The sequence below is a fragment of the Achromobacter sp. genome (genome assembly GCF_032113835.1).
Classification (GTDB): Bacteria; Pseudomonadota; Gammaproteobacteria; order Burkholderiales; family Burkholderiaceae_B; genus Achromobacter.
Genome location: NZ_DAMCTG010000002.1, coordinates 73,553 through 89,661 on the forward strand (window position 1 = coordinate 73,553; position 16,109 = coordinate 89,661).

A 16,109-nucleotide genomic window follows, 5' to 3' on the forward strand; every position below is an offset into this window, starting at 1 on the left:
GCCAGTTCCTCGTCGCTGATGTTCAGGTTGATGGTGCGGGCTGGCACGTCCACGGTGATCGTGTCGCCCGTCTTGACCAGCGCCAGCGGGCCGCCGATATAGCTTTCGGGCGCGACGTGCAGGATGCAGGCGCCGTAGCTCGTGCCGCTCATGCGCGCATCGGACAGGCGCAGCATGTCGCGCACGCCCTGCTTCACCAGCTTGGTCGGGATCGGCAGCATGCCCCACTCCGGCATGCCCGGCCCGCCCTGCGGACCGGCGTTGCGCAGGATCATGATGTGGTCGGCGGTGACGTCCAGATTCTCGTCCTCGACGGCGGCCTTCATGCTGGGGTAGTCGTCAAAGACCAGCGCGGGACCGGTGTGGCGCAGGTATTGCGGCGCGCAGGCGCTGGGCTTGATGACGCAGCCGTCCGGCGCAATATTGCCGCGCAGCACGGCCAGCGCGCCCTCGTCGTAGATCGCCTCGTCCAGTTTGCGGATCACGTCGTCGTTGTAGACCTCGGCCCCCGCAATGTTCTCGCCCAGCGTCTTGCCGGTGACCGTCATGGCCGACAGGTCCAGGTGGGCATCCTGCAGGCGCGACATCAGCGCCGGCAGGCCGCCTGCGTAATAGAAGTCTTCCATCAGGTAGGTGTCGCCGCTGGGCCGGATGTTGGCGATGACCGGCACCTTGCGGCTGGCCGCGTCGAAGTCGTCCAGGCCCACGGCGCAGCCCGCCCGGCGCGACATGGCGACCAGGTGGATGATGGCGTTGGTGGAACAGCCCATCGCCATGGCGACGTTGATGGCGTTCTTGAAGGACGCCACGCTCAGGATGCGCTGGGGCGTCAGGTCGTCCCAGACCATCTCGACCACGCGCCGGCCGCATTCGGCCGACATGCGCATGTGGTTGACGTCCGCCGCCGGGATGGATGAGGCGCCGGGCAGCGTCATGCCGATCGCCTCGGCGATGGCGGTCATGGTGCTGGCGGTGCCCATCGTCATGCAGGTGCCGTAGCTGCGGGCGATGCCGCCTTCCACTTCGGTCCATTGTTCTTGCGTGATCTTGCCGGCGCGGCGTTCGTCCCAGAGCTTCCAGGCGTCCGACCCGGAACCCAGGATCTTGCCCTTCCAGTTGCCGCGCAGCATGGGACCGGCAGGCACGTAGACGCACGGCAGGCCGGCGCTGATGGCGCCCATGATGAGGCCGGGGGTGGTCTTGTCGCAGCCGCCCATCAGGACGGCGCCGTCCACCGGATGGCTGCGCAGCAGCTCCTCGGTCTCCATGGCCAGGAAGTTGCGGTACAGCATGGTGGTCGGCTTGACGAAGGACTCCGACACCGAAATCGCCGGCAGCTCCACCGGAAATCCGCCCGCCTGGAACACGCCACGCTTGACGTCTTCGACGCGCTGCTTGAAATGGCTGTGACAGGGATTCAGGTCGGACCAGGTGTTGATGATGGCGATGACGGGACGCCCTGCCCAATCGTCAGGGCCGTAGCCCATCTGCATCATGCGGGAACGGTGACCAAAGGAGCGCAGATCGTCCTTGGCCATCCAGGCAGCGCTGCGCAAGCTTTCGTAGGTGCGTTTCATGGGATACGAGGGGATGCGGAGTAAGGGTGAGAGCATTTATACACTAATACATTAGTGCGTCAGCTAGGTGAAAACCCGCTACACTGCGGCATTCGTTATCAGCCCTTCCCCACGCGGGACTTCGACACGCTTACCTGATGCAAAGCCAGAAGCTCAGACTGGATCGCTCCCGCCACGCAGCCCCGCAAGTCTTCGAACACCTGCGGCGCCAGATCATTTCGTTGGAACTTGTGCCTGGCGCGCCGCTGTCGCGCGTCACCCTGGCCGAGTGCTACGGCCTGAGCCAGACGCCCATCCGCGACGCGCTCATCCGGCTGGCCGAGGAAGCCCTGGTCGAAATCTATCCGCAGCACACCACAGTGGTCAGCCGCGTCGACATCGCGGCCGCGCGGCAGGCGCACTTCCTGCGCCGCTCGCTGGAACTTGAGATCGTCCATCTGCTGGCGCAGCGGCCCGATCCGCTGCTGCTGCAACGCCTGCAGGCCTCCATCGACCTGCAGCGCACCGCCCACGCCAGCGGCGAGTATCAGCAGTTCATCAACGCGGACCAGGCCTTTCACCGCGACATGCACGAAGCCGCGGGCGTCGCCAGCCTGTGGGAAATGGCGCAGCGCTACAGCGGCCACCTGGACCGGTTGCGCCGGCTGCATCTGCCGGAAGCCGGCAAGGCGGAACGCATCCTGGACGACCATCAACGGCTGCTGGATGCCATCGCCGCGCAGGATCCGGCCCGGGCGCAGCAGGTGCTGCGCGAGCACCTGTCAGGCACGCTCAGCCAGGTGGCTGAAATCTGCAAGCGTTATCCGGAATATGTGGTGGCCGATTAGCCGGGGATGCGCCGCATCCCTTCGCACTGGCAGGATCAATCCAGCGGATACCGCTGGATGACGGTCTTGCCGCCGCGTTCGGCCAGCGTCAGCAGCGCGTCCCCGGTCTGATCCAGGCCCAGCAGCCCGCGCTCCTGCGCGTGCGACAACTGGAACGGACGCCAGGATCTGCCCTTGTCGCGGCTGTAGAAGTAGGTCTTCGTGAAATCGGCGCCCGAAAACAGGTGCTCGGCGTAGGTCTTGATGACCCACGCATTCCGGCCGAACCACGCCTGGCCAATCCGCGACGCCGCCCCCCGCACATCAGGCGAGCGCGATCGCTTCACCCAGGACATCGTCGTCTTGTCCAACTGGAAGATGGCGCCGCCCTCGGTTTCGAAGACGGGCTCGTCGCGCGTCAACAGCGCGTGGGCGTCCTGCGTGGGCACCCCAGGCACGTCCGGCGTGATGCGGAACGCGGGCGACGCGCCTTCCTGGAACTGCACCTCGAAACGCCGCGTCTCGATCAGCTCGGGCGCTTCCTGGCCTTCGGGCCGTACGCGCGTCCGCCAGCTCCAGCCCACCGCGCGCGTCTCGTCCAGCGGGTACAGCGACCAGCCATAACCAAGCTGCTCCTGACCGTAGGCCTTGCGGTCGCGCTCGGCCGTTTCCGCAAACTTGCGCTCGAACGCGGCCGAATCCGGCCAGACCTGTTCCTTGAGCAGCGTCGCCACCCAACGCTTGGCGCCGTCGCAACTATGCAGCAGCCGCACGCCGGTTTCGTGGACTTCCAGCGCGATCGCCAGCCGGTCGGTCAGGAAAGCCGTGTGCTGCTGCGGCACGCCCAGCGTCACGTCGGGATCGTAGATCCAGGTCTCGCCCAGGTCGTCCGAACGCAGCGTGTCCCAGGCGGGAGGCTGATCGCCCTCTGCCCGGCTGCGCAGGGTGCTGGTGACGAGATACAGCGGTTCGCCGCCCGGCGCACCGATCAGCGTGACGCCGGTATCGCCGCTGATGGATCCCAGCAGCTCGAACACGCCGGTGCCGCGCCCGCCATAGATGAGGTTGCGCGTATCGGTGGTGGAGCGGCCGGTCTGCAGCATGGTCAGGGCGAGATCGCCTTGCCCGTGCGCCAGCGTGGTGATGGCGCCGGCTTGCGCCAGCCTGACCCGCTGCTTTTGAAGACGTTCTTTCAGGGCTGGAACCTGCGTATCCAGCACGGGCGCCTGCGCCAGGCCCTCGATGTCCTTGGCGGTGACCAGAAGCTGGCCAGTCAGCAGTTGGCGTTCGCCGAAGCGCTGGATGGCAACCCGGGAATACGAGGCCAGCGCCGGGCCGTTGAGTTCGCCCACGACCTCGGTGCGCGGCAGCGGATCGCCCATCGGGATGATCTGGTAAATGCCCCGCGCCAGCACGGCGGCCGAGAGGACCGCCAGGCCGGCGGCCACGAGTCTGATGGTCTTGGGTCCAGGCATCCTGGGCATAATGCCAGCCCCCCGCGCCGCCAGCCACATTTATCGAACGGACGAGACTATAGCGCGTTGCGCCCGGTTCTCTATACTGGCGTAACGCATGCTCACGTCTTACGGACGCGCACCCCTGCCCCGAAACCACGGAATCGCCCATGACCGCAAGGCCTCCTTCTGCCCTCCTCGCCCTGGCCCTGTTTGTCGCGGCGAGCGGCGGCCCGATAGCGCATGGCGCCTCCGCCAACGATCCGGCCTGGGTGCCGGTCGATCCGCAGACGATGCCGGGCGTGTTCTACGACAGCAAATCCATCCGAACCGTGTCCGACAGCCCGACGGTACGAGCCGTGACGGTGGCCTGGTTCTACGCCCAACCCCGCATTTCCGAGGCCAACGGCCAACCCTATGGGTCGGTGACCCAGCCGGTGACGCTGAACTGCGCCGCCGACACCTATACCGTCACCGAGGTGCTGCACCACGCGGGCAACGACGCCACCGGGGCCATCGTGGAATCCATCCCGGTGGCGGGCATCCGCAATGCGCCGGTCACGCGCGACCCGGTGCAGCGGCGGCTGCGGGATCTGGTCTGCGCGGCAAACGGCAAAAGCGCGCGCAAGTAGCCGGTGGCGAAGGGGGTAGCCAGGATGGCTACTGCCCTCGCCAATACCGGTACAACGCCCGGGCGCCGGCATCCAGCAAGAAGCCCAGCACCCCGATCATCAGCACCATCGCCATCAGTTCCGAATACGCCAGCCGGTCGCGCGTATCCAGGATGAAGTACCCCATGCCGGCCGACACGCCCAGCATTTCGCACGGCACCAGGACGATCCACAGAATGCCGATCGCCAGCCGCACGCCGGTCAGGATGTGGCCCATGACGCCGGGCAGGATGACGCTGCGCAGCGTCTCCCAGCGGGTCGCGGCCACGCTTTGCGCCAGTTGCAGCCAGCGCGGATCAAGCTGCTGGACGCCGGCCGCCGTGTTCAGCACGATCGGCCAGACCGCCGCGAACGCGAGCAGAAAGTAGACGGGATCGTCACCCACGCCAAACACCATGACCGCGATCGGCATCCACGACAGCGGCGAGATCATGCGCAGGAATTGCATGGCGGGCGATGCCGCCGCTTCCAGCCGGCGCCAGCTGCCGATCGCCAGGCCCAGCGGCACGCCGATCGCCAAGGCCAGCCCCAAGCCCACCGCGATGCGCCGCAGGCTGACCAGGATGTGGTGGGGCAGGTCCGCGCCGGACAGCAATTCGCCCAGGCTGACGAAAGTGGGTCCGGGCGCAAAGCGCCGCGCCATGCCGCCCACGGGCGCCAGGACTTCCGTGCCCAGCCACCACACCGCCAGCAGCAGTCCCAACCCGCCAAGGCCGAGCGCGTAGCGCGCGCCCAGGCCCAGGCCGGCGGCCTTCTTGGAAAGGGAAGGCGCCGCAGGCTGCCGCTGCGCTTCGGGCGGCGCAGGCGTCTCGTGCGGCGCCGGCGCCACGGACTCGCGCCCCGTCACGCCTGCACCAGCTCGGTCCGGCTGTACGCATCAGGAAAGCCGAAACGCGTCAGTCCCCCGGCCGATTCGATTGCCCGCCGGACATAGCGGTCGTCCACCAGCTCGGCCGCGGCGCGCGCTGGATCCAGGTCGGCCAGGAATCCCCGGTCCGCCTCGATGAGCGTATCGCGCAGCCGCCGCACCAGTTCCTCGGTGTAGCTCGGGAAGGGATAAGGCTGAAAGTCGATGCGCCGCTCATCCCAATCGGCATGGCGGATCGCCCCGCTGGCCAGGTACTGCTCGCGGTCCTCAGGCGGCGGCGCCAGCACCTTGGACAGCGCCGGCAGCGTGTGCGGGGTATAGCGGTTGATGCCTTCCTTGGACAGCAGCCGCGCGGTCTCGGCGCGGTTGTCGCGGATCCAGAGCTGCGCCTGCACGATGGCGTCCACCACCTTCTGCGACCATTCCGGCCGCTGCGTGAGGTCGCGCTCGTGCATGAAGACTACGCAGCAGGCGTGGTTGCGCCAGATGTCGCCCGTAAAGCGCAGCACCTTGCCCACGCCCAATGTCTCGGCCGCCGCGTTGAAGGGCTCGGCCACGATGTAGCCCGCAATGCGTTGCTGCGCCAACGCGGGTGGCATGTCCGCGGGCGCCATGACGACCAGATTCACTTCGTTCGCCGCCGGCGTGCCGTCCTTGCGCGACACCGGCGTCAGCCCGTTTTCACGCAGCAAGTACTGCAGCATGACGTTGTGGATCGAATACCAGAACGGAATGGCCACCGTCTTGCCGCCCAGATCCTTCACGTCGTTGACGGCGGGCGCGACGGTCAGGCCGGAGCCGCCGACGTGATTCCAGGCCACCACCTTGGCGGGCACCTTGCTGCCAAACCGCGCCCACACGGTCATCGGCGACAACAGATGCACCACGTTCACCTGCCCCGAGATGAAGGCCTCGATCACCTGCGCCCAACTGCGCAGCAGCACGGGCTTTTCGGCCTTGACGCCCGCCTTGTCGAAGAGGCCGTTGTTATGCGCCACGAGCAGCGGCGCGGCGTCGGTGATGGGCAGGTAGCCGATGCGAACAGGCGCGTCGGGCTCGGACTGCGCCCGGGCGTTGAAGGCGGACAGCAGCGATGCCGCGCCACCTGCGGTCAGCAGGGCCGACAGTTTCAACCAGTCGCGACGCGACATGTGTTCAAGGCACATCAGAAAGCTCCTCGCGGGATGGGTCAGGGTTGGTCGTGGTTCGTCAGGCAAGTGCGGCGGCGCCGCGCGTGGCCCGCAGCGCGGCGCGCAGGCGGGTAAGAATTTCGAGGCGCAGCGCGCCCATTTCCGGCAGCAGGTCGGCGCGTGGCTGCGGCAGGTCCACCTGCCACACGCCCAGAATGCGTCCGGGCGCGCCGCCCAGCAGCACGATGCGGTCGGCCAGCAGAAGCGCCTCATCGATGTCGTGGGTGATCAGGACGGCGGCCGTCTGGAAGTCGGCCACCACCTTGCGCAGCAGTTCCTGCATTTCGCCGCGCGTGACTTCGTCCAGCGCGCCAAAGGGTTCGTCCAGCAGCAGCACCGACGGCTGGCGGGCCAGGCAGCGCGCCAGCGCCGTGCGCTGCGCCATGCCGCCCGACAACTGCGCCGGACGCAGATGCCGCGCGTGCGCCAATCCGACTTCGTCGATGGCCTGCGCCACGCGCGCGCGGCGCTGCGCATCCGTCAGCGCCGGTTGATGCTTGAAGTCCAGTCCGAAGGCGACATTGCGTTCCAGCGTCAGCCAGGGCAACAGGCTGGGATCCTGAAACGCCACCGCCACGCGCGGATGCACGCCGGACAGCGGCGCGCCTTCCATCAGCAGCGTGCCGGCGGTGGCCGGTTGCAGGCCGGCCAGCACCCGCAACAGGCTCGATTTGCCCGCGCCGCTGGCGCCCAGCACCGCGACCACTTCCCCGCGCGCCAGATCCAGGTCGACGCCTTCAAAGACGGCGCCGTCCGCGCCGGGATAGCGCAGCGCCAGATTGCGGGCCTGCAGCACCGGCAGCGGCGCCGCCGTCATGAGGCGGCCTGCTCGGCAAGCCGGGCCTGGCGCTTGGCCAGTTCGGTCTTCAACTGCACCAGGCTTGGCGTGACGATGGGCAGGAACGCCGCCTCGCGCCAGCGCCGCGCAAAGCCGGCGCCGCCGGGCTTCAGATAGGCCGCGCCGCCGCTGGCTTGCAGTTCAAGCTGCACCGCCGCGTTCGCCACGTCGGCAAGCGCAATGCGGATTTCGAACAAGGCCCACGGTTCGGCGACAAATCGCTGACTGCGCACGCCTGCGATGAGGCTGGCCGTCAGATCCTCGAGCTGCGCGGACAGCGCCTGCAAGGGTTGGCCCAGGATGCCGCGCGACGCCTGGCCCTGCCCCGCCTGCCCGGCCGCCTGCAACGCGCGGCGCGCCAGACCGATCGACAGGCCGCATTGCAGGCCTGCGAACGCCGGACGCGCGCCCGGCAGATATTGCCGCGCGTCGGCGTGGATCAGCCATTCGGGACCGATGCGCACGCCGCGCACGTCCAGCGCCGCGGTGTTGCTGGACTGCAGCGCCAGCAACGACAGATCCGCGCTGCGTTCCAGTCCGGCGATATCGTGCGGTAGCGCGACGACTGCGGGCGTGCCGTCGGGCGCCGTGACCGCCGCCGCAACCAGAAAGCCCTGCGGCCGCAGGTTCGTCACCCAGGGCATGCGGCCGTCCAGCGTCCATTGCCCCGCATCGCCCTGCGCCGCAATCTGCAGCGACTCGATGCCGCTCAGGAATTTCATCGCGTTCGACAGCGCCGTCGCCCCAGCCACCTCGCCGGCAAGCAGCGGCGGCAGCCAGCGCTCGGCGAGCGCCGTGTTGGGGCTGGTCAAGAGGTATTCGATGAACACGCGCTGGCCCCACGCGACGAATGCGCTGGCGACCGACAGTTCGGCCACCTGCGACACCGCTTCGATCGCATCGCCGATATCGGTGCCGGCCAGGCCGCCCTGCGACTCGGGCACGCCGATGCGGAACAGGCCCGCCGACGCCAGCCGCGGCAACACGGTGGCGGCGTCCAGGCTGCCCTCGTCCAGCGCCTCGGCATGTTGCGCGAGCCAGTCCCGCAGGTCCGGCGGCAGGATCGCGCCGCCGGCCGGCTCGGTGGCGTCAAGCCGGGTTGCGGTCTGCGCCGTCATTGCGCGCCGCTCCAGGCATATTCGCTGAGCTGTTCGTTCAAGGGGGTCTGCGCCAGGTTGTTGGCAAAGTTGCAGATCGTGGCCAAGCCCACGCCCAGGATCACCTCGAGCGCATTGCCCTCCGTGTAGCCCGCATCGCGCAAGGCCTTGAGTTCGGCGTCGTCGACCCGGCCGCGCGTGCGGATCACGGCTTGCGTGAATGCCGCCAGCGCCTGCAAGCGCGCGTCGGGCAGCGTGCCCTGCGCGCGCAGCGCGTCCACGACTTCGGGAGACAGCTTGGCCTTGTTGCGCGCCAGTGCGGTGTGGCCGGCCACGCAGAAGGTGCAGCCGTGCAGCGTGCCGGCCACCAGTTGCACGACCTCGCGTTCCTGCAGGGTCAGGCCGGCGCGCGCATTGATCTGCGACAGCGTCTGATAGGCCTCGAGCGCGGCGGGTGCGCTGGCCAGCACGCCCAGCAGGTTGGACAGATATCCCGCGCCCTTCTCGGCCGCGGCCAGGGCCGGGCGGGTGGGTTCGGGTGCGCTCTGCGCCGTGTGCACGGTAAGACGGGCCATGAAGTTCTCCGTTGGGCTATCGAAAGAAAACACCATTTTGCGTGCAGCCGCCCGCAAGCGACAATGCACGAGGATCGCAACTTGATGCTCGATCTTATCGACTTTCAGCTATGCGCTTATAACCGCCTGCCACCTTGACCCTAGATTCCGCCCTCACCGATCAAGCCGCCGTGGACGCCGTGCTGCTGTCCAGCCTGGAGGTGCAATCCAGTCTTTACCATCTGGGCCAGTATTGCGGCAACTGGACTGCCAGCACCAGCGGGCGCGCCCGCGCCAGTTTTCACCTGATCCTGCACGGCCGCTGCCGCGCGGACATCGCATCTGGCCAGGAATCGCACACGCTGTCCGCAGGGGACGGCATCTTCTTTCTGCGCGACATCGCCCACGTGCTGACGCCCCTGCAACCGTCAGCCGCCGCCGGCGCCGGCGCCGCGTGCGGCCCGATGCAGCCGTTATCGCCACGTCAGCCTGACGGCACGGGCCTTGCCTGCGGGTTCTTCCAGTTTCGCCCGGGGCTGGCCGACCTGCTGGCCGACACCCTGCCCGACTATCTGCTGCTGCGCGCTGACGACGAACGCTTTCGCGCCGCGCGCGGCGTGTTCGATCTTATCCTGGACGAGACCGCGCGCGCGCCGTCCGCCTCGCCGGTCGTGCTGGAACGCCTGACGGATCTGCTGATCTTCTTCATGCTGCGCCACCTGGCCATTCAGGACCGCCAGGCACACGGTCTTTTCGTGCTGGCGCGCGATCCGGCCATGGCCGGGCTGCTGCAGGCGATCCTGGCCGAGCCCGCCGCGCCCTGGAGCATGCAGGACATGGCGGACCGCGTCCACATGTCCAAGGCCACCTTCCACCGCCGCTTCACATTGCAAAGCGGCACGACGCCGGCGCAGCTATTGCAGTTGCTGCGCATGCGTGTCGCGCGGCGGCTCCTGGATCAGGGCATGGGCATCCAGGAGACCGCCGAGCGCGTGGGCTATCAATCGCAGGCGGCGTTCAGCCGGGTGTTTCAACGCACGGAAGGCATGGCGCCGTCCGCCTTGCGGCGCCGCCGCCCTGCTGCCTAAACCTGCGCCAGCGCCTGATCCAGATCGGCGATCAGATCGTCGATGTGCTCGATGCCGGTGGACAGGCGCACGGTTTCCTCGCGCACACCCGCCTTCTTCAGTTCCTCGGCATTGAGCTGGCGGTGCGTGGTGGATGCCGGGTGGGTCGCCAGCGACTTGGAATCGCCGATGTTGACCAGGCGCGTGAAGAGCTGCAGCGCGTCCTGGAAGCGCGCTCCAGCGTCGCGGCCACCCTTCACGCCGAACGTGAACAGGCCCGGCACCTTGCCGCCCAGGTACTTCTTGGCCAGCGCATGGTCCGGATGATTCGGCAGGCCGGCGTAATTGACCCATTCGACCTTCGGATGCTCGCGCAGGTAGCTGGCGATCTTGACCGCGTTCTCCACGATGCGGTCCACGCGCAGCGCCAACGTCTCGATGCCTTGCAGGATCTGGAACGAGTTGAACGGCGAGATTGCGGCGCCGGTATTGCGCAGCGGGACCACCCGCGCGCGGCCGATGTAGGCGGCCGGGCCGAAGGCTTCGGTGTAGACGACGCCGTGGTAGCTGACATCGGGCTCGTTCAGGCGCTTGAAACGCGCCTTGTGTTCCGCCCACGGGAACTTGCCCGAGTCGATGATGGCGCCGCCCAGGCTGGTGCCGTGCCCACCCAGATATTTGGTCAGCGACTGCACCACGATGTCGGCGCCGTGCTCGATGGGACGCAGCAGGTACGGCGACGGCACGGTGTTGTCCACGATCAGCGGCAGACCGTGGCGATGCGCGAGCTCGGCCAACGCGGCGATGTCGGTGATGTTGCCCAGCGGGTTGCCGACCGATTCCGCGAAGATGGCCTTGGTGCGGTCGTCGATCTGCGCCTCGAAGGCGGCCAGATCGGCCGGGTCGGCAAAGCGCGTGGTGATGCCGTATTGCGGCAGCGTGTGCGCGAACAGGTTGTAGGTGCCGCCGTACAGCGTGCTGGACGAAATGATGTTGTCGCCCGCTTCGGCGATGGTCAGGATCGCGTACGTGACGGCCGATTGACCCGAGGCCAGCGCCAGCGCGGCAATGCCGCCTTCCAGGGCCGCCACGCGCTGCTCCAGCACGTCGGTGGTCGGATTCATGATGCGGGTGTAGATGTTGCCCGCGACCTTCAGATCGAAGAGGTCCGCGCCGTGTTGTGTGTCATCGAACGCGTAGGCCACCGTCTGGTAGATGGGCACCGCCACCGCGCGCGTGGTCGGATCGGGGCGGTAGCCGCCGTGAACGGCCACGGTTTCCAGACGCCAGTTGGGCTTCTTCGCTTCAGTCATCAGTCTCTCCGGTAAACATGTTTTTGAAAATTGAGATCAGGCTGTGAATCAGGCCGCCGATCAAGCTGCCCATCAAGCCGCAATCGCGCGCGCCGCGCGCAGAATGCGATCGATGTCTTCATGGTTGTTATAGGCGCCCACGGACAGGCGCACGTAACCATACTCCACGATGCTTGCCACGACACCGGCCTGCGTCAAATGCGCCAGCGCGGCAGCGGGGTCGGCCACGCGCAGCGCCGTCGTGGTGCTGCGCACGTCATCGCCCGGCGGCGACACGACCTGCGCGCCAAGACTGCGCAGTCCATCCCTCAGTGCCTGCGACAGTTCAAGCACCCAGGGCTCGATGCGTTCTGGCCGGGCCTGTTCGATCAGGTCCAGCGCGCCCGCCCAGCCGGCGATGCCGGGATAATTCAGGTTGCCGGTCTCGAGCCTTCGAGCGTCGCTGGCATCCGACACCGCCGCCTGCCATTGCAGGCCGGACTTGTCCAGCGTGGTAACGCCGGACGGACCAATATAGAACGGGTCCAGCGCATCGAGCAGCCGCGGCGACACGTGCAGCAGGCCCACGCCCAGCGGACCCAGCATGCCCTTGTGCGCGCCGCACGCAAAGGCGTCGACGTGCCAGTCGTCCACCTGCGCGCGCAACAGGCCCGCGCCCTGGATGCCGTCCACGACCAGCCAGATGCCGCGTTCCGCGCAGCGGCGTCCCAGTTCCTGGATGTCGGTGCGCAGGCCCGTGCCGTACTGCACCCACGACACCGCGATCAATCGAGTGCGGGCATCCACGTGCTGCCACAGGTCATCGACGGTGAAGCGATGCGCGCGCGCCTGCGCCACGCGCACCTGCACGCCACGCCGGCGCAGGTTCAGCCACGGCAAGGCGTTGGAGGGATGTTCCTGATCGTCGACGATGAGGTTGTCGCCCTCCTTCCAGGCCAGCCCCTGCGCGACGGTGTTCAACCCTTCGGTGGTGTTCTTGGTGAATGCAAGGCGGTGCGCGTCGCCGCCGATCAGCCGGGCCAGCCGCACGCGCAAGGCGTCGGCATCGCGCAGCCATTGCGGCTTGTCGCTGCGGGCATGCGTGATGCCGTCGAAGAAGCCCGCGACCGCGGCCGACACGCGCGGCGACAAGGGGCTGGTGTACGCGATGTTGGCGTAGGCCTTGTCGCGCGTGATGGGAAACAGCTGTCTGAATTCGTCCTGCCAAGTCATGCGCAACCTGCTCCGCCAGACCATCTGGCATGCGGGCATTCTAGGTATATGACGCGCATCTGGATAAGGCTTAGTTTTCATATTGATATGAGTATTAAGTCGCTCGGCAAACCGCGGTGCGCCCATAGAATTCGTGCCTCTCTTGCACACAACAATTATGGGAACAGCATGCGTTTGAACCATCTACTCAAGGCTGCGGGCATTGCCGCCGCGATGACGCTTGCCGGCGCATCGCAGGCCGGCACGGTGGACACCATCAAGAAGCGCGGTGAACTGGTGTGCGGCGTCAGCCAGGGGTCGGCAGGTTTGTCGATTGCCGACAAACAAGGCCGCTGGACCGGCCTTGACGCGGACCTGTGCCGCGCGCTGGCCGCAGCCGTGCTGGGCGATCCGGAAAAGACCCGCTTCGTGCCGCTGAGCTCGCAGCAGCGTTTTCCGGCACTGCAAACCGGCGAGATCGACGTGCTGAACCGCAACACCACCATCACGTCGGGCCGCGACGCCGGGCTGGGCATCGCATCCGCCGGCATCGTGTTCTACGACGGCCAAGGCTTCCTGGTGCCGCGCAAGCTGGGCGTCAAAAGCGCCACCGAACTGGAGGGCGCGCAGGTCTGCGTGCAGCCCGGCACGGTGAATGAACAGAACCTGGTCGATTACTTCAAGAAGAACAAGCTCAGCTATCGCCCGGTCGTGATCGAGAACCTGGTCGAACTGGAACAGGCCTTCTATGCCGGACGCTGCGACGTCTACCTGTCGGATGCGTCCACGCTGGCCGCCAGCCGCGCCGCGCGCGCCGGCAAACCCGACGACTTCATCATCCTGCCCGAACGCATCAACAAGTCGCCGCTCGGCCCCTTCGTGCGCCAGGACGACCCGAACTGGGTCGCCATCGTGCGCTGGACGGTCAATGCGCTGGTCGCCGCCGAAGAGTTGGGCATCACCGCCAACAACGCCGACAGCCAGGCGCAAAGCACCGACGCGCAGGTGCGCCGCCTGCTGGGCGTGGATCCCGGCATCGGCAAGAGCTTCGGGCTGGACGAAACCTGGGCCAGGCAGGCCATCAAGGCCGTGGGCAACTACGGCGAGGTGTGGGATCGCAACCTGGGCGCGGCGACACCGCTCAAGCTGGAACGCGGCTTGAACGCGCAATGGAACAAGGGCGGTTTGCTGTATTCGCCACCGTTCCAGTGATACGTATCGGTTGATGGGCCCGACATGACCGCCACCTCGCTCCCCTTCCCGTCGACTGCCCCGTGGCGCCGCTGGCTGCCGGCGCTGGCGTGGGTGCTGGGATTGGGCGGCATGGCCTCGATTCTGGTGCTGCACATCGAATCGGTGCAGGCCGCTCGCGGTATCCAGGGCGGATTCGGCTTTCTCTTTCAGCCGGCCGGGTTCCGCATCTCTGAAAGCCTGCTCAACGTCACACCGGAAGACCCTTACTGGATGTCCCTGGCGGCGGGACTGGTCAATACGCTGACCGTCGCCGTCGTGGCGATTCCGCTGGCGACCGTCCTGGGCGCGGGCCTGGGATTCATGGGGCTGTCGTCCAACCCGCTGGCGGCGCGAACTGCTGCCCTTGTCATCGCACCGTTGCGCAACACCCCCGTGCTCTTGCAGCTATTCGTCTGGTATGGATTGCTGCTGCGCCTGCCCGATCTGCGTCAGGCCTGGTCGCCGCTGCCTTCGGTACTGCTGTCCAATCGCGGCTTGGCCTTGCCCGCCCTGCATGGCTGGCTGCCCTATGCCGGCGTGGCAGTGGCCGCGCTGGCGCTAGGCTGGCGCGCCCGCCGCCGCTGGTCCGGTTCGACGCAACCCGCCGCGTTGGCTGCTGCATTGGCTGCGGTGTTAGCCGCCGCGGGAATCGCCTGGGCGCAATTGCCGCCCATGCAGATCGACCTGCCCATCAGGCGCGGGCTCGGCCTTCATGGTGGCTGGCAACCCAGCATCGAATTCGCCGCCTTGACCATCGGCCTCGTGGTCTTTCACGCCGCCTACATCGCCGACATCGTGCGCGGCGCGGTCCGCGCGGTTCCCGTTGGATTGGTCGCAGCCGGCCAATCCATGGGCCTAACTCCCTCCAAGGTGCTGCGGCTGGTGATCGCCCCCTACGCCACGCGCGTCGCATTGCCGCCCTATGCCAACCAATGCCTGGCGCTCATCAAGAACAGCACGCTCGCCATCGCGATCGGCTACCAGGAGCTGATGGCCGTCATCAACACGGCCATCACGCAAACCGGGCTGGCGTTGGAGGGCATTGCGCTTGCAGTGGCCGTGTATCTGGCGCTGGCGCTGTGTCTGGGCGGGGGGCTGTCCGCCTGGAATGCGCGCAATACGCGGCACGGCCCGGGCGACACGCACGGCGCGCGTCTGGGCGACCGCGCGTTCAAGAATGGTGCTGGCGGCAAGCCCGGAACCCTGCGCAGCAAAGTGGTGTCTGCCGTCCTGACGCTGCTGTTGGCCGCCGTGGCATGGTCGCTGCTGAATTGGGCAGTGCTGCGCGCCGTGTGGTCGGGCGACCCGATGACCTGCGCGAATGCGGCGGGCGCCTGCTGGGCCGCCGTGGGCGAAAACCTGCCACTGTTGATCTACGGCACCATGTCCGAAGCGCACCGGGACCCCGCGCTGGTCGCGTGCCTGGCGCTCCTGGCCGCCATTGCCATCGCCCTGGGCGCACGCCGCGCACCGCCACGCTGGCGTATTGCCCTGTTGGCCGCGCTGTTTGGCGTTGCCGCGGCTGCGCTGACCGGTTGGCCATGGGGCGGCGATTTCATCGGCCCCCAACGCTGGGGCGGACTGCTCGTCACGTTGATCCTGGCGATCGCCGCGCTGGCGGCGGCCGTGCCGCTTGCCTTTGCGCTCGCCCTGCTTCGCCGGTCTGGCAGCCCAGCCGGCTCGTTGGCCGCGGCCGGTCTGATCGAAGCGGTGCGCGGCGTGCCGCTGGTGACCCAGCTGCTGTTCGCGTCCTTTGTGTTGCCCATGCTGCTGGGCGGCGGCGTGTCGAAGTTCAGCATGGCGCTGGCGGCGCTGACGCTGCATACCGCGTGCGTGCTGGCCGAAGTGCTGCGCGGCGCCCTGCAGGCGATTCCGCCCGGCCAGATGATGGCCGCACGCGCCTTGGGCATGCACCCCGCGCTGGCCTATGCGTGCGTGATCTGGCCGCAGGCCCGCCGCATCGCCGCGCCCGCCGCGCTGGGCGTCTTTGTGGGCGCGGTCAAAGACACGTCGCTGGTCAGCATCATTGGCGTGTTTGACGTGCTGGGTGCGGCCAAGGCGGTGGTTGCGGGCACCGACTGGCGGCCTTATCACGTCGAGGTGTACCTGGCGGTGGCGCTGTTGTATCTGGCCGCCAGCCTGGCGTTGTCGGGGGTGGCACGCCGCATGGAGGGGCGTGGAAAGAACTGACTAGGAGATGGACCGCAGGGCCGGAACCGATTAGCAGGAACCGATTAACAGGAACCGATT

General features: G+C 67.6%; 14 protein-coding genes. 5 read left to right on the forward strand and 9 right to left on the reverse strand.

Annotated features, from left to right (window positions below):
• The coding region (gene araD, locus RT697_RS01325) for an L-arabinonate dehydratase (protein ID WP_313696725.1) at positions 1-1,577 on the reverse strand (1,577 nt) is incomplete at its 3' end.
• Between the two features lie 137 nt (positions 1,578-1,714).
• Between araD and RT697_RS01330 the strand changes: the two genes are divergently transcribed.
• Positions 1,715-2,404, forward strand: coding sequence for a GntR family transcriptional regulator (locus tag RT697_RS01330; RefSeq protein WP_313696644.1), 690 nt, complete (start codon positions 1,715-1,717; stop codon positions 2,402-2,404).
• A gap of 35 nt (positions 2,405-2,439) precedes the next feature.
• On the opposite strand, the gene RT697_RS01335 is transcribed toward RT697_RS01330, so the two are convergent.
• Positions 2,440-3,858 carry a hypothetical protein gene (locus RT697_RS01335; protein ID WP_313696645.1) on the reverse strand — a complete coding sequence of 473 codons (1,419 nt, stop codon included), beginning with the start codon at positions 3,856-3,858 and terminating at the stop codon, positions 2,440-2,442.
• A gap of 149 nt (positions 3,859-4,007) precedes the next feature.
• Between RT697_RS01335 and RT697_RS01340 the strand changes: the two genes are divergently transcribed.
• A complete protein-coding gene (locus RT697_RS01340; RefSeq protein ID WP_313696646.1) occupies positions 4,008-4,469 on the forward strand; it encodes a surface-adhesin E family protein in 462 nt (153 codons plus the stop codon).
• Between the two features lie 28 nt (positions 4,470-4,497).
• Here the strand turns inward: RT697_RS01340 and RT697_RS01345 are convergent, their stop codons facing one another.
• Genes RT697_RS01345 through RT697_RS01365 form a run of 5 tightly spaced genes read right to left on the reverse strand, consistent with a single transcriptional unit; the run spans position 4,498 to position 9,076 of the window.
• Positions 4,498-5,355, reverse strand: coding sequence for an ABC transporter permease (locus tag RT697_RS01345; protein ID WP_313696647.1), 858 nt, complete (start codon positions 5,353-5,355; stop codon positions 4,498-4,500).
• Positions 5,352-6,542, reverse strand: a complete 1,191-nt coding sequence (locus RT697_RS01350; RefSeq protein ID WP_313696648.1) for an ABC transporter substrate-binding protein — start codon at positions 6,540-6,542, stop codon at positions 5,352-5,354. Before RT697_RS01350 ends, RT697_RS01345 begins: the two co-directional genes overlap by 4 nt.
• A gap of 43 nt (positions 6,543-6,585) precedes the next feature.
• The gene (locus RT697_RS01355) at positions 6,586-7,383 is read right to left on the reverse strand and encodes an ABC transporter ATP-binding protein (RefSeq protein ID WP_313696649.1); all 798 of its coding nucleotides are present in this window, start codon (positions 7,381-7,383) and stop codon (positions 6,586-6,588) included.
• Positions 7,380-8,522 carry an acyl-CoA dehydrogenase family protein gene (locus RT697_RS01360; protein ID WP_313696650.1) on the reverse strand — a complete coding sequence of 381 codons (1,143 nt, stop codon included), beginning with the start codon at positions 8,520-8,522 and terminating at the stop codon, positions 7,380-7,382. The genes RT697_RS01355 and RT697_RS01360 overlap by 4 nt, the downstream gene beginning before the upstream one ends.
• Positions 8,519-9,076 (reverse strand): carboxymuconolactone decarboxylase family protein, encoded by a 558-nt coding sequence (locus tag RT697_RS01365; RefSeq protein WP_313696651.1) that lies wholly within the window; start codon positions 9,074-9,076, stop codon positions 8,519-8,521. The genes RT697_RS01360 and RT697_RS01365 overlap by 4 nt, the downstream gene beginning before the upstream one ends.
• Before the next feature lie 134 nt (positions 9,077-9,210).
• On the opposite strand from RT697_RS01365, the gene RT697_RS01370 reads away from it, so the two are divergent.
• Positions 9,211-10,143, forward strand: a complete 933-nt coding sequence (locus RT697_RS01370; protein ID WP_313696652.1) for an AraC family transcriptional regulator — start codon at positions 9,211-9,213, stop codon at positions 10,141-10,143.
• Here the strand turns inward: RT697_RS01370 and RT697_RS01375 are convergent.
• Both RT697_RS01375 and RT697_RS01380 read right to left on the reverse strand, forming a co-directional pair.
• Positions 10,140-11,435 carry an aminotransferase class I/II-fold pyridoxal phosphate-dependent enzyme gene (locus RT697_RS01375; protein WP_313696653.1) on the reverse strand — a complete coding sequence of 432 codons (1,296 nt, stop codon included), beginning with the start codon at positions 11,433-11,435 and terminating at the stop codon, positions 10,140-10,142. The two genes, RT697_RS01370 and RT697_RS01375, sit on opposite strands and share 4 nt — an antisense overlap.
• A 72-nt stretch (positions 11,436-11,507) precedes the next feature.
• The gene (locus tag RT697_RS01380; protein WP_313696654.1) at positions 11,508-12,647 is read right to left on the reverse strand and encodes an aminotransferase class V-fold PLP-dependent enzyme; all 1,140 of its coding nucleotides are present in this window, start codon (positions 12,645-12,647) and stop codon (positions 11,508-11,510) included.
• 168 nt (positions 12,648-12,815) lie between these two features.
• Between RT697_RS01380 and RT697_RS01385 the strand changes: the two genes are divergently transcribed.
• Positions 12,816-13,838 carry an amino acid ABC transporter substrate-binding protein gene (locus RT697_RS01385; protein WP_313696655.1) on the forward strand — a complete coding sequence of 341 codons (1,023 nt, stop codon included), beginning with the start codon at positions 12,816-12,818 and terminating at the stop codon, positions 13,836-13,838.
• Between the two features lie 24 nt (positions 13,839-13,862).
• Positions 13,863-16,049 carry an ABC transporter permease subunit gene (locus RT697_RS01390; RefSeq protein WP_313696656.1) on the forward strand — a complete coding sequence of 729 codons (2,187 nt, stop codon included), beginning with the start codon at positions 13,863-13,865 and terminating at the stop codon, positions 16,047-16,049.
• Positions 16,050-16,109: the final 60 nt, after the last annotated feature.

Bases quoted from the DNA above. Each gene is read 5' to 3' on its own strand.
- RT697_RS01340 (WP_313696646.1), top strand. From the start codon at position 4,008: ATGACCGCAAGGCCTCCTTCTGCCCTCCTCGCCCTGGCCCTGTTTGTC.
- RT697_RS01330 (WP_313696644.1), top strand. From the start codon at position 1,715: ATGCAAAGCCAGAAGCTCAGACTGGATCGCTCCCGCCACGCAGCCCCG.
- RT697_RS01375 (WP_313696653.1), bottom strand. From the start codon at position 11,435: ATGACTGAAGCGAAGAAGCCCAACTGGCGTCTGGAAACCGTGGCCGTT.
- RT697_RS01380 (WP_313696654.1), bottom strand. From the start codon at position 12,647: ATGACTTGGCAGGACGAATTCAGACAGCTGTTTCCCATCACGCGCGAC.
- RT697_RS01360 (WP_313696650.1), bottom strand. From the start codon at position 8,522: ATGACGGCGCAGACCGCAACCCGGCTTGACGCCACCGAGCCGGCCGGC.
- RT697_RS01390 (WP_313696656.1), top strand. From the start codon at position 13,863: ATGACCGCCACCTCGCTCCCCTTCCCGTCGACTGCCCCGTGGCGCCGC.
- RT697_RS01385 (WP_313696655.1), top strand. From the start codon at position 12,816: ATGCGTTTGAACCATCTACTCAAGGCTGCGGGCATTGCCGCCGCGATG.
- RT697_RS01365 (WP_313696651.1), bottom strand. From the start codon at position 9,076: ATGGCCCGTCTTACCGTGCACACGGCGCAGAGCGCACCCGAACCCACC.
- RT697_RS01335 (WP_313696645.1), bottom strand. From the start codon at position 3,858: ATGCCTGGACCCAAGACCATCAGACTCGTGGCCGCCGGCCTGGCGGTC.
- RT697_RS01355 (WP_313696649.1), bottom strand. From the start codon at position 7,383: ATGACGGCGGCGCCGCTGCCGGTGCTGCAGGCCCGCAATCTGGCGCTG.
- RT697_RS01350 (WP_313696648.1), bottom strand. From the start codon at position 6,542: ATGTGCCTTGAACACATGTCGCGTCGCGACTGGTTGAAACTGTCGGCC.